General features: G+C 64.6%; 12 protein-coding genes and 1 pseudogene. All 13 read left to right on the top strand.

Translation table 11 applies throughout. The features are described 5' to 3' along the window. The coding region (gene nuoB / locus Q0U08_RS11540; protein ID WP_298091567.1) for an NADH-quinone oxidoreductase subunit NuoB at nt 1-352 on the top strand (352 nt) is incomplete at its 5' end. Then, nucleotides 349-1,185, top strand: a complete 837-nt coding sequence (locus Q0U08_RS11535; RefSeq protein ID WP_298091566.1) for an NADH-quinone oxidoreductase subunit C — start codon at nt 349-351, stop codon at nt 1,183-1,185. The genes nuoB and Q0U08_RS11535, both read left to right, overlap by 4 nt. Further along, nucleotides 1,182-2,417 (top strand): NADH-quinone oxidoreductase subunit D, encoded by a 1,236-nt coding sequence (locus Q0U08_RS11530; protein WP_298091565.1) that lies wholly within the window; start codon nt 1,182-1,184, stop codon nt 2,415-2,417. Before Q0U08_RS11535 ends, Q0U08_RS11530 begins: the two co-directional genes overlap by 4 nt. Then, nucleotides 2,417-3,088 (top strand): NAD(P)H-dependent oxidoreductase subunit E, encoded by a 672-nt coding sequence (locus Q0U08_RS11525; protein ID WP_298091564.1) that lies wholly within the window; start codon nt 2,417-2,419, stop codon nt 3,086-3,088. Before Q0U08_RS11530 ends, Q0U08_RS11525 begins: the two co-directional genes overlap by 1 nt. Beyond that, nucleotides 3,088-4,389: an NADH-quinone oxidoreductase subunit NuoF gene (gene nuoF, locus Q0U08_RS11520; RefSeq protein WP_298091563.1), complete on the top strand. Its 1,302-nt coding sequence runs from the start codon at nt 3,088-3,090 to the stop codon at nt 4,387-4,389. The genes Q0U08_RS11525 and nuoF overlap by 1 nt, the downstream gene beginning before the upstream one ends. Continuing rightward, nucleotides 4,389-6,392 (top strand): NADH-quinone oxidoreductase subunit NuoG, encoded by a 2,004-nt coding sequence (gene nuoG / locus Q0U08_RS11515; protein ID WP_298091562.1) that lies wholly within the window; start codon nt 4,389-4,391, stop codon nt 6,390-6,392. Before nuoF ends, nuoG begins: the two co-directional genes overlap by 1 nt. Further along, nucleotides 6,389-7,444 (top strand): NADH-quinone oxidoreductase subunit NuoH, encoded by a 1,056-nt coding sequence (gene nuoH, locus Q0U08_RS11510; protein WP_298091561.1) that lies wholly within the window; start codon nt 6,389-6,391, stop codon nt 7,442-7,444. Before nuoG ends, nuoH begins: the two co-directional genes overlap by 4 nt. Next, nucleotides 7,441-7,926 carry an NADH-quinone oxidoreductase subunit NuoI gene (nuoI, locus tag Q0U08_RS11505; RefSeq protein ID WP_112382806.1) on the top strand — a complete coding sequence of 162 codons (486 nt, stop codon included), beginning with the start codon at nt 7,441-7,443 and terminating at the stop codon, nt 7,924-7,926. Before nuoH ends, nuoI begins: the two co-directional genes overlap by 4 nt. A 61-nt stretch (nt 7,927-7,987) precedes the next feature. After that, a complete protein-coding gene (locus Q0U08_RS11500) occupies nt 7,988-8,599 on the top strand; it encodes an NADH-quinone oxidoreductase subunit J (RefSeq protein WP_298091560.1) in 612 nt (203 codons plus the stop codon). Then, the gene (nuoK, locus tag Q0U08_RS11495) at nt 8,596-8,901 is read left to right on the top strand and encodes an NADH-quinone oxidoreductase subunit NuoK (RefSeq protein WP_112382808.1); all 306 of its coding nucleotides are present in this window, start codon (nt 8,596-8,598) and stop codon (nt 8,899-8,901) included. The genes Q0U08_RS11500 and nuoK overlap by 4 nt, the downstream gene beginning before the upstream one ends. Nucleotides 8,902-8,905: 4 nt before the next feature. Continuing rightward, nucleotides 8,906-10,990, top strand: a complete 2,085-nt coding sequence (nuoL, locus tag Q0U08_RS11490) for an NADH-quinone oxidoreductase subunit L (protein WP_298091559.1) — start codon at nt 8,906-8,908, stop codon at nt 10,988-10,990. Nucleotides 10,991-10,997: 7 nt separating this feature from the next. Further along, on the top strand, nt 10,998-12,545 hold the full coding sequence (locus tag Q0U08_RS11485) for an NADH-quinone oxidoreductase subunit M (protein WP_298091558.1): 1,548 nt from the start codon (nt 10,998-11,000) through the stop codon (nt 12,543-12,545). Beyond that, nucleotides 12,545-12,972: pseudogene (locus Q0U08_RS11480) on the top strand (NADH-quinone oxidoreductase subunit N); the annotation flags it as partial. The gene Q0U08_RS11485 and the pseudogene Q0U08_RS11480, both read left to right, overlap by 1 nt.

Below are 12,972 nucleotides of genomic sequence, written 5' to 3'. Positions count from 1 at the left end.
GATCCACGTCAACATGCCGCGCTACGATCTGGAGCGTTTCGGCGCGGCGCCGCGCGCGTCGCCGCGTCAGTCGGACGTGATGATCGTGGCCGGCACGCTGTGCAACAAGATGGCGCCGGCGCTCCGCCGGGTCTACGACCAGATGTCGGAGCCGAAATACGTCATCTCGATGGGTAGCTGCGCCAATGGCGGTGGCTATTACCATTACAGCTATTCGGTGGTGCGTGGCTGTGACCGCGTGGTGCCGGTGGACATCTATGTCCCCGGATGCCCGCCGACCGCCGAGGCGCTGCTCTATGGCATCATGCAGTTGCAGCGGAAGATCCGTCGTTCCGGGAGCATCGAACGGTGAGGGCGCCTGCTCCCCGTTTCGCGTCGAATGACGGCGTGATCGATGCGGCGCGTGCGGCGCTCGGGCCGTGGCTGCTCGACGCGCGCGATCATGCGGGCGAGGTCGCGCTGATCGTCGACCGCGTGAACGTGGTCAACGCGCTGGCGGCGCTGCGCGATACGCGCGGGCTGGAATATCAGCAGCTCATGGAGATCGCCGGCGTCGACTATCCGGAGCGCGCCGAGCGTTTCGAGGTCGTGTATTGCCTGTTGTCGCTGACGCGCAATCACCGCCTGCACGTCCATGTCTCGACCGACGACGCCAAGCCGGTGCCGTCGGTGACGGGGCTGTGGCCGGTCGCCGGCTGGCTGGAGCGCGAGGTGTACGACCTGTATGGCGTGCTGTTCGAGGGCAATGCCGACCTGCGCCGCATCCTGACCGACTATGGCTTTCGCGGTCACCCGCTGCGCAAGGATTTCCCGCTGACGGGGTATACCGAGGTTCGTTACTCCGAGGAGGAGAAGCGGGTCGTGTATGAGCCGGTCAGTCTGGCGCAGGATTTCCGTACCTTCGACTTCATGAGCCCGTGGGAAGGCGCCGAATATGTGCTGCCGGGTGACGAGAAGGGCGCCCAGCCGCAGGCCAAGGGTGCGCAAACCCCGGCAAATGCCGAGGCGGTGAAGAAGGCGGATGCGGCCCCGGCACCCAATGCCGAGCCCAAGGGCCGCGACACCAAGACCACCGAAAGCCCGGCGCAGACGGGTGCGGGTCAGCCGCATCCGGGCAACAAGCCCGAGCATAAGCCCGAGGAGTCGGATGTGCCGACGGCCAAGGGCGGAGGACAGAACCAGTGAGCGACTATGTCGACGAACTGATGCACAAGACGGACGGCGCCGACCCCACGGTCGGCGACGTGTCGATCCAGAACTATACGATCAACTTCGGTCCGCAGCATCCGGCCGCGCACGGCGTGCTCCGCCTGGTGATGGAGCTGGACGGCGAGATCGTGGAGCGGATCGATCCGCATGTCGGCCTGCTGCACCGCGGCACCGAGAAGCTGATCGAATACAAGACCTATGCGCAGGCGATCCCGTATTTCGACCGGCTCGATTACTGCTCGCCGATGTGCATGGAGCATAGCTTCGTGCTGGCGATCGAGAAGCTGCTCGATCTGGAGGTGCCGATCCGCGCGCAGTACATCCGCGTGCTGTGCGCCGAGCTGACGCGTATCAAGAACCACATGCTCAATCTGGGCAGCCACATCATGGACGTCGGCGCGATGACGCCGAACCTGTGGCTGTTCGAGATTCGCGAAGACTGCATGGGCTTCTATGAGCGGATCTCGGGCGCGCGCATGCACGCCAATTACTTCCGCGTCGGCGGCGTCCATCAGGACCTGCCAGTCAAGCTGCTCGCCGATCTGGCGGAATGGCTCGACACGCGGCTGCCGCGCCTGTTCGAGGATGCGATCAGCCTGGTCGCGGACAACCGCATCTTCAAGCAGCGCAACGTCGATATCGCGACGGTCAGCCGCGAGGATGCGATCGCCTGGGGCTTTTCCGGCCCGATGATCCGCGCCGCGGGCATTCCGTGGGACCTGCGCAAGTCGCAGCCCTATGATGCCTATGACCGGGTAGAATTCGACGTGCCGGTGGGCACGCGTGGCGATTGTTATGATCGGTTCATGGTGCGTGTGGAGGAGGTCCGCCAGTCCGCGCGGATCATGAAGCAGTGCCTGAACGACATGCCCGAAGGGCCGATCGCGGCGAGCGACCGCAAGGTGGTGCCGCCCAAGCGCGGCGAGATGAAGCGCTCGATGGAAGCGCTGATCCACCACTTCAAGCTTTATACCGAGGGGTATCACGTGCCCGCGGGTGAGGTTTACGTCGCGACGGAAAGCCCCAAGGGTGAGTTCGGCGTGTATCTGGTGTCCGACGGCACCAACAAGCCGTACCGCTGCAAGATCCGCCCGACCGCGTTCAGCCACCTGCAGGCGATGGACTTCATGTCCAAGGGCCACATGCTGGCGGACACGACCGCGATCCTGGGCGCGATGGACATCGTTTTTGGTGAATGTGACCGCTGATGGCTGAAGCACCGCAGATCCCCGACGAGGCCGAGACCCGCGCACGCTGGGGCAATTTCGCCTGGTCGGACGACAACCAGCGCAAGGCGAATGAAATCCTGGCGCGCTACCCCAAGGGTCGCGAACAGTCCGCGTCGATTCCGTTCCTCGATCTGGCGCAGCGCCAGGTGGGTGAAGAGACGAACACGCAGGGCTGGTTGCCGGTTCCCGTGATCGAGTTCGTCGCGCGCATGATCGGCGTGCCGTACATGCGCGTGTATGAGGTCGCGACCTTCTACACGATGTTCAACCTGGCGCCTGTCGGCCGCTACCACGTACAGGTGTGCGGCACGACGCCGTGCATGCTGCGCGGGTCGGACGACGTGCTGGCGGCATGCAAGAACAAGGGGCTGATCAAGGGCCGCACCACGCCGGACGGCATGTTCACGCTGACCGAGGTGGAATGCCTGGGCAATTGTGCATCGGCGCCGATGGTGCAGATCAACGACGATAACTACGAAGATCTGGACTATGATCGCACCACCGCGATCCTGGAAGCGCTGGCGCGCGGCGAGAGCCCCAAGGTGGGCACGCAGGAGCCCGGCCGCCACACGGTGGAGCCGGTGGGCGGCCCGACCACGCTGACCGCGATGGTCGGCGAGAACCATGATTATCGCGGGGAGTGGGCGTGATGCTTGCCGACAAGGACCGCATCTTCACCAATCTCTACGGCTACCAGCCGTGGAACGTCGACGCCGCGATCATGCGCGGCGACTGGGACAACACCAAGGACCTGATGGCCCGCGGGCAGGACGCGATCATCGACGTGATCAAGGCGTCGGGCCTGCGCGGACGTGGCGGCGCGGGCTTCCCGACCGGCATGAAGTGGAGCTTCATGCCCAAGGAACCGAAGCCGGAGCGGCCCAGTTTCCTGGTCATCAATGCCGACGAATCCGAGCCCGGTTCCTGCAAGGACCGCGAGATCATCCGCCACGATCCGCACAAGCTGATCGAGGGCGCGCTGATCGCGGGCTATGCGATGCGTGCGCGGGCCGCGTACATCTATATTCGCGGCGAATATATCCGCGAGGCGGAGACGCTGTTCGCCGCGGTGGCCGAGGCCTATGACCGTGGCTTCGTGGGCAAGAACGCCTGCGGCTCGGGCTACGACTTCGACGTGTTCGTCCACCGTGGCGCCGGCGCCTATATTTGCGGCGAAGAGACCGCGATGCTGGAGTCGCTGGAGGGCAAGAAGGGCCAGCCGCGTCTGAAGCCGCCTTTCCCGGCGGGTGCGGGCCTGTATGGCTGCCCGACGACGGTAAACAACGTCGAGTCGATCGCGGTTGCGCCGACGATCCTGCGGCGCGGTGCCGAGTGGTTCTCCTCCTTCGGGCGCGAGAACAACAAGGGCACCAAGCTCTTCCAGATCTCCGGCCATGTCGATCGGCCGTGCGTGGTCGAGGAAGCCATGTCGATCTCGTTCCGCGAACTGATTGAGAAGCATTGCGGCGGCATCCGTGGCGGCTGGGACAATCTGCTGGCGGTGATCCCCGGCGGATCGTCGGTGCCGCTGGTACCGGCACGCGAGATCATCGACGCGCCGATGGATTTCGACGGGCTGAAGGCGGTTGGGTCGGGCCTGGGCACGGCCGCAGTGATCGTCATGGACAAGTCCACCGACATCGTGCGTGCGATCAGCCGCCTGTCCTATTTCTACAAGCATGAAAGCTGCGGCCAGTGCACGCCGTGCCGCGAGGGCACCGGCTGGATGTGGCGGGTGATGGAACGCTTGCGCACCGGCGATGCCGACGTGTCGGAGATCGACACGCTGCACCAGGTGACCAAGCAGGTGGAAGGCCACACGATCTGCGCGCTGGGCGATGCCGCGGCGTGGCCGATCCAGGGCCTGATCCGCCATTTCCGCCCCGAACTGGAGCGCCGTATCCGTGAGCGTGGGGGCGACCTTGCGCCGATGATGGAAGCTGCCGAATAATGCCAAAGGTCAAAGTCGACGGCGTCGAGGTCGAGGTGCCGCAGGGCGCCACCGTCCTTCAGGCGTGCGAGATCGCGGGCAAGGAAATCCCGCGCTTCTGCTATCATGAGCGACTGTCCATCGCGGGCAATTGCCGCATGTGTCTGGTCGAGGTGAAGCCGGGGCCGCCCAAGCCGCAGGCATCCTGCGCGCTGCCGGCCGCGGACAATCAGGAAATCTTCACGACCACGCCGATGGTGAAGGCCGCGCGCGAAGGCGTGATGGAGTTCCTGCTGATCAACCATCCGCTCGACTGCCCGATCTGCGATCAGGGTGGCGAGTGCGACCTGCAGGACCAGTCGGTCGCGTACGGCAAGGGCCATAGCCGCTACACCGAGAACAAGCGGGCGGTGACCGAGAAATATATGGGTCCGATCGTCAAGACGATCATGACCCGTTGCATCCAGTGCACCCGCTGCGTGCGCTTCGCCGAGGAAGTGGCGGGCGTGGAAGAGATCGGCGCGATCTATCGCGGCGAGGACATGCAGATCACCTCCTATCTTGAGCAGGCGGTGACAAGCGAGCTTTCGGGCAATGTCGTGGATCTGTGCCCGGTCGGTGCGCTGACCTCCAAGCCCTATGCGTTCGAGGCGCGTCCGTGGGAGCTTCGCAAGACGCTTGCCATCGACGTGATGGACGCCGTGGGCACCAACATCCGCCTCGACAGCCGTGGGCGCCAGGTGCTGCGCGCCGTGCCGCGCGTCAATGACGAGGTGAACGAGGAGTGGGCATCCGACAAGACGCGCCATGCCGTTGACGGTCTGGTCCGTCGTCGTCTTGACCGCCCCTATATCCGGCGTGACGGCAAGCTGGTCGCCGCCACCTGGGACGAGGCGTTCGCCGCGATCAAGACGGTGAATGCCGGGTCCAGCGTCGCCGCGATCGCGGGCGATCTGGTGGATTGCGAGACGATGTTCGCGGCAAAGGCGCTGCTGGCCAAGATGGGGTCGACGCTGCTCGAAGGGCGGCAGACCGGCATGGACTATGACGTGTCCAGCCTGGCCGCGGTCAACTTCAACAGCACCATTGCGGGTATCGAGCAGGCGGATGCGATCCTGCTGGTGGGCACCAATCTGCGCTGGGAAGCGCCGCTGGTAAACACGCGCATCCGCAAGGCGATCAAGCGCGGCGCCAAGGTGTTCGCGATCGGGCCCGAGACCGAGATGACCTACAAGGTCGAATGGCTGGGCAGCGATCTGGGCGTGCTGAGCAACGTGCCGCAGGCGGTGGCGGACCTGTTCGCCAAGGCGGAGCGGCCGGCGGTGATTGTCGGTGGCGCAGCCTTGAAGGGCGGCCATGGTGCTGCACTGAAGTTCGCCGAGCGCTTCAACCTCGTTCGCGATGGGTGGAACGGGTTCAATGTGGTGCATATGGCGGCGGCGCGGATGGGTGGGCTGATGCTCGGCTATGCGCAGAAGGGCGGTATCGCGGATGTGGCGAGCGCCGCGCCGAAGCTGGCGTTCTTCCTTGGTGCGGACGAAGTCGATTTCGCCAGGTTCGGCAGTACCTTCAAGGTGTTTGTCGGCCACCACGGCGACCAGGGTGCGCATCATGCCGATGTGATCCTGCCCGGCGCGACCTATGCCGAGAAGTCGGGCACCTGGGTGAACCTGGAAGGTCGCGTGCAGCGCGGGGAGCAGGCCGTTTTTGCGCCCGGCGACGCGCGCGAGGACTGGACGATCTTCCGCGCATTGTCCGAGGTGCTGGGTCATACGCTGCCCTTCGATACGCTGGCGGCCTTGCGCATCGCGATGGCCGATGCGGTGCCGATGCTGGCGCGGGAAGGGCTGGTGACGTTCGACTGGTCGGTGCCTTCGCTGGATGCGACGGCTGCCGGCTCGATCGCGGGCTATCCGATTAAGGACTTCTATCTCACCAACGCGATCTGCCGGGCGAGCCCGACGATGCAGCGCTGCTCGGCCGAACTGGTCCATGGTGAGGAATTTGCGGAGGCAGCGGAGTGACCGCGTTCTTCAACACGACGCTGGGCCTGTCCTATGGATGGAGCTGGTTCCTGGCGACGATCATCGGCATCCTGGTCATCGCGCTGCCGCTGATGCTGGCGGTGGCGATGATCATCTATGCCGATCGCAAGATCTGGGCGGCGATGGCGCTGCGCCGTGGCCCGAACGTGGTGGGGCCATTCGGCCTGCTCCAGTCGTTCGCGGACGGCCTGAAGGTGTTCCTGCAGGAAACCATCGTGCCGGCCGCCGCCAATCGTGGCCTGTTCCTGCTGGCGCCGATCATCACCTTCACCACCGCGCTGATCGTGTGGGCGGTGGTGCCGTTCGCACCGGGCGTGGTGCTGGCCGACATCAATGTCGGGCTGCTCTACATTCTGGCGGCGTCGTCGCTGGGCGTGTACGGCGTGATCCTGTCGGGCTGGGCGTCGAACTCCAAATATCCCTTCTACTCGGCGTTGCGCGCGGCCGCGCAGATGGTGTCGTATGAAGTCGCGATCGGCTTCATCCTGATCTCGATCGTGATGTGGGCGGGCACGTTCAACCTGTCCGGCATCGTGATGGCGCAGCAGAGCACGCTGAACACCGGGATCAACGGCTTCTTCATCAACCCGCTGCTGTTCCCGATGGCGGTGATGTTCTTCATCTCGGCACTGGCCGAGACGCAGCGCGCGCCGTTCGATCTGACCGAGGCGGAGTCCGAACTCGTCGCCGGGTATCAGACGGAATACAGCTCGATGTCGTTCGCGCTGTTCTGGCTGGGCGAATATGCCAACGTCATCCTGATGTGCGCGCTGAACGCGACGCTGTTCTGGGGCGGGTGGCTGCCGCCGATCAACTGGGCACCGCTTTACGCGGTTCCGGGGATCATCTGGCTGCTCGCCAAGATCGCATTCTTCTTCTTCGTCTTCAGCTGGGTCAAGGCGACGGTGCCGCGGTATCGTTATGACCAGCTGATGCGGCTGGGCTGGAAGGTGTTCCTGCCGGTGTCGCTGTTCTGGGTATTTCTGGTGTCGGGCATCCTGATGTGGGTGCGGACGGGAGTGGGCGCATGAGCGTTGCGCAATATGTGAAGGCCTTCACGCTGTGGGAGTTCGTCAAGGCGCATGCGCTGACCTTGCGCTACTTCTTCAAGCCCAAGGCGACGATCAACTATCCGTTCGAGAAGAACCCGCTCTCGCCCCGCTTCCGCGGCGAACATGCGCTGCGCCGCTATCCCAACGGGGAAGAGCGCTGCATTGCGTGCAAGCTGTGCGAGGCGGTGTGCCCGGCGCAGGCGATCACGATCGAGGCCGAACCGCGTGACGACGGCAGCCGCCGCACGACGCGCTACGACATCGACATGACCAAGTGCATCTATTGCGGTCTGTGTCAGGAGGCCTGCCCGGTCGACGCCGTGGTGGAGGGCCCGAACCTGGAGTTCGCGACCGAGACGCGCGAGGAACTGATCTACGACAAGGCGAAGCTGCTCGACAACGGCGACCGTTGGGAGCGCGCCATCGCGGCGAACCTTGCCGCCGATGCGCCGTACCGTTAATGGCCACGGCGACCGACATGCTCGGCGCTTCGGGGCGACACAATAAGGGGCCTGACAGGCAGTGATACAGGCTATCGCCTTCTATATCTTCGCGATCGTCGTGATCGGGTCGGCTGCGATGACGATATCGTCGCGCAACCCGGTACACTCGGTCATGTGGCTGATCCTGGCCTTCTTCAACGCGGCCGGGCTGATGGTGCTGTGCGGCGCCGAGTTCATCGCGATGCTGCTCGTCATCGTCTATGTCGGCGCGGTCGCGGTGCTGTTCCTGTTCGTGGTCATGATGCTCGACATCGAGGTCGCGCAGATGCGTGCCGGCTTTGCGCGCTACCTGCCGATCGGCCTCGCGCTCGCGATCGCGCTGGCAGCCGAGATCATCATCGCCCTGGGCGCCTGGAGCGCAGGCGGGGTCCAACTGGCGCGCCGGGTCGCGCCGCTGGACGCAACCGTGTCGAACATCCAGTCGATCGGTAACCTGCTTTATTCGCGCTATCTGTTCGTCTTCGAGGGCGCGGGGCTGGTGCTGCTCGTCTCGATGATCGGTGCGATCGTGCTGACCCATCGTCCGCGTGGTGGTACGCGTCCGCAGAACATCTCGCGCCAGATCGCCCGGCGCCCGCAGGATGCGACGCGCAACGTCAACCAGCCCGTGGGGCAGGGGGTGCAACTGTGATCGGCTTGATCCACTATCTGGTGGTTGCGGCCATCCTGTTCACCATGGGGGTGCTGGGCATCTTCATGAACCGCAAGAACCTCATCGTCATCCTGATGGCGATCGAGTTGATCCTGCTGGCGGTGAACCTGAACCTCGTCGCCTTTTCCGCCTATCTCCAGGACCTGGTGGGCCAGGTGTTCGCGATGTTCGTGCTGGCGGTGGCCGCCGGCGAATCCGCGATCGGCCTTGCGATCCTGGTGATCTATTTCCGTGGCCGCGGCACGATCGCGGTCGACGATGTCAACCGGATGAAGGGGTAAACGGTTGATCCTCCTTATCGTCTTCCTGCCGTTGCTGGCGTCCGCCATTGCGGGCCTCGGCAACAAGGCGCTCGGCAACACGCCGGCCAAGCTGGTCACTACCGGCGCTTTGTTCGTGTCGTGCGCGCTGTCGTGGCCGATCTTCATCGGCTTCCTGACCGGTGCGAACGTCGCGACCGTCACGCCGGTGCTGCACTGGATCACCAGCGGCGACATGAGCGTGGACTGGGCGCTGCGTGTCGATGCGCTGACCGCGGTCATGCTGGTGGTGATCACCAGCGTCTCCGCGCTCGTCCACCTGTATAGCTGGGGCTATATGAGCGAGGAGCCGGATCAGCCGCGCTTCTTCGCCTATCTGTGCCTGTTCACCTTCGCGATGCTGATGCTCGTGACTGCGGACAATCTGGTGCAGATGTTCTTCGGCTGGGAAGGCGTGGGCCTCGCATCCTACCTCCTGATCGGCTTCTGGTTCCGCAAGCCTTCGGCCAATGCCGCCGCGATCAAGGCGTTCGTCGTCAACCGCGTCGGCGATCTGGGCTTCATGCTGGGCATCTTCGGGACGTTCCTGGTGTTCGGCACCGTGTCGATCCCGGCGATCCTGGCGGAAGCGCCGAACATGGCCGGCTCGACGATCGGTTTCCTCGGCTACCGCTTCGACACGATGACCGTGCTCTGCCTGCTGCTGTTCATCGGTGCGATGGGCAAGTCGGCGCAGCTCGGCCTGCACACCTGGCTGCCGGACGCGATGGAAGGCCCGACCCCGGTGTCGGCGCTGATCCACGCGGCGACGATGGTCACCGCGGGCGTGTTCATGGTGTGCCGCCTGTCGCCGATGTTCGAGGCCAGCCCAACGGCGCTGACCTTTGTCACCTTCATCGGGGCCGCGACCTGCCTGTTCGCGGCGACCGTCGGCACGGTGCAGACCGACATCAAGCGCGTCATCGCCTATTCGACCTGTTCGCAGCTTGGCTACATGTTCTTTGCAGCCGGGGTCGGCGCATACGGCGCGGCGATGTTCCACCTGTTCACGCACGCCTTCTTCAAGGCGCTGCTGTTCCTGGGCGCCGGCTCGGTGATCCATGCGATGCACCATGAGCAGGATATGCGCTATTATGGTGGCCTGCGTAAGCACATCCCCGTGACCTTCTGGGGCATGATGATGGGCACGCTGGCGATCACCGGCGTCGGCATCTACGGTGTGGGCGGCTTTGCCGGCTACCACTCCAAGGACGCGATCCTGGAGGTCGCCTGGGCGGGCGGTTCGCCGGGCGCGTTCTGGGTGGGTACGTTCGCGGCGCTGCTGACGAGCTTCTACTCGTGGCGCCTGATGTTCCTGACCTTCTGGGGCAAGCCGCGCTGGGCGGCGTCCGAGCATATCCAGCACGCGGTGCATGATGCGCATGGGCATGACCATCATGACGCGCATCATCACGATGAGGCGCATCATAACGTGGCGCATGCCGAGGATGCCGGCGATGAGCCGCACGTCCATGGTCCCTCGCATGAGGAACTGCCGACAGGCACGGCGGGCTATCATCCGCATGAGAGCCCGCTGGTCATGCTGATTCCGCTGATCGTCTTGTCGATCGGGGCGATCGCGGCAGGCTTCGTGTTCGCGGGCTTCTTCGTGGAGCCGGAAAGCGCCGGTGCCTTCTGGAAGGGTTCGCTGTTCTTCAACGAGCATCTGATGCACGAGATGCACGGCGTGCCCATCTGGGTGAAGCTGGCGGCGACGGTCGTGATGCTGATCGGTCTGGCGATCGCGTTCCTGACGTACATCGTTTCGCCAGGTTTCCGCGCGAAGTTCGCCGACCAGTTCCGGATCCTGTACCGGTTCCTGCTCAACAAATGGTATTTCGACGAGATCTACCATTTCCTCTTCGTGCGCCCCGCCTTCGCGCTCGGCCGCCTGCTCTGGCATCGCGGTGACGAGAAGACGATCGACCGCTTCGGCCCCAACGGTTCGGCCTGGATCGTCCAGGCCGGCAGCCGGGCGGCCGCGCACCTCCAGACGGGATATGTTTATACCTATGCGTTCGTCATGCTGATCGGGCTTACCGCCGCGGTCACCTGGGCCATTGCGGGGTGATCGGCTGATGTTCGACTTTCCGATCCTTTCCGTCATGCTGGCGGTGCCCGCGATTGCCGCGGTCGCCTGCCTGTTCCTGGGTGCCGAAGCCGCGCGGCGTACCGCGCTGGTCGCCACGCTGATCGACTTCGTGCTGGGCATCGTCCTGTGGTCCAACTTCCAGGTGGGCGGCCCGCAGTGGCAGTTCGTCGAAAGCGCGCCCGGCCTGTTCGGCCCGTTCGGCTGGTCGCTGGGCATTGACGGCTTCGCGCTGATGCTGATCATGCTGAGCGTCTTCCTGATGCCGATCTGCATCGGGGCGAGCTGGCGTTCGGTGACGAACCGCGTGCCGGAGTACATGTCGGCGTTCCTGTTCACCGAAGTGCTGATGATCGGCACTTTCGCGGCGCAGGACCTGTTCCTGTTCTACGTCTTCTTCGAAGCCGGCCTGATCCCGATGTACCTGATCATCGGCATCTGGGGCGGGGCGAACCGCATCTACGCGTCGTACAAGTTCTTCCTGTACACGCTGCTCGGCTCGCTGCTGATGTTCATTGCGATGCTGTATATGGCGGGCACCGCGGGCACGTCGTCGATCCCGGCGCTGCAGAACTACGACTTCCCGGCTTCGGTGCAGACGTGGTTGTGGCTGGCCTTCTTCGCCTCGTTCGCGGTGAAGATGCCGATGTGGCCGGTGCATACCTGGTTGCCCGACGCGCACGTGCAGGCGCCGACCGCGGGGTCGGTGATCCTGGCGGGCGTGCTGCTGAAGCTGGGCGGCTACGGCTTCCTGCGCTTCTCGCTGCCGATGTTCCCGGACGCGTCGGGCCAGCTCACCTGGCTGATCTTCGCGCTGTCCTCGATCGCGGTGATCTACACCAGCCTCGTCGCGCTGGTGCAGGGCGACATGAAGAAGCTGATCGCCTATTCGTCGGTCGCGCACATGGCGATCGTGACCATCGGCCTCTACGCGTTCAACGCGCAGGGCATCGAGGGCGCGATGATCATGATGCTGAGCCACGGGCTGGTGTCGGGTGCGCTGTTCCTGTGCGTCGGCGTGATCTACGATCGTCTGCATACCCGCGAGATCGCGCGCTATGGTGGCCTGTCGATCAACATGCCGCGCTATGCGATCTTCTTCCTGTTCTTCACCATGGCGTCGATCGGTCTGCCGGGCACCAGCGGCTTCGTTGCCGAGTTCCTGTCGCTGATGGGCACCTATCAGGTGTCGACCTGGACGGCGCTGCTCTGCACCACGGGCATCATCCTGGGTGCGGCGTACATGCTCTACCTCTACCGGCGCGTCGCTTATGGCGAGATCAAGTCGGACGAGGTGCGTGGCATGTCGGACCTGTCGAGCCGCGAGTTGTGGCTGCTGGCGCCGATCGCCGCGGTGGTGCTGTGGATGGGCGTGTATCCGGAAAGCTTCCTGGCACCGATGCGCCAGGACGTCTCGACGCTGCTCGCCCGGATCGAACGCGCGTCGCCGCATAGCGACTCGCAGCCGACCGCCGGCAGGCCCGCTGCTGCAACCGAACACAATGCCCATGCCCCCGTGCATGGGGAGGCGCACTGATGGATACTTCGATGAACCTGGCGATGGTGCTGCCGGAGCTGGTGCTCTCGCTCGGCGCCATCGCGCTGATGCTGGTGTCCGCCTGGGGCGGCAACGGATCGACGCGCGCGGTATCGATCGCGGCGATCTTCGTACTGGCGGGGGCGCTGGTGGCGCTGACCGGTCCGGCATCGACCGGCGGCGCGGCGTTTGGCGGCCTGTTCCTGGCGGACGCGTTTTCCAGCTTTGCCAAGGTGCTGATCTATATCGCGACCGCGGTGGCGATCATCATGGCGCCGGGCTTCTTCCAGCGCACCTCGGGCGAGGATCTGCGGCCTGAATACCCGGTGCTGATGCTCTTGTCGGCAGCGGGCATGGGCATGATGGTGTCGGCCGGTGACATGCTGACCCTGTATGTCGGCCTGGAGCTGCAGAGCCTGTCCGCCTA

Source organism: uncultured Sphingomonas sp. (assembly GCF_946477935.1).
GTDB lineage: Bacteria > Pseudomonadota > Alphaproteobacteria > Sphingomonadales > Sphingomonadaceae > Sphingomonas.
The sequence above is the reverse complement of the archived record's forward strand: the minus strand, read 5'-3'. Positions and strand labels throughout refer to the sequence as shown.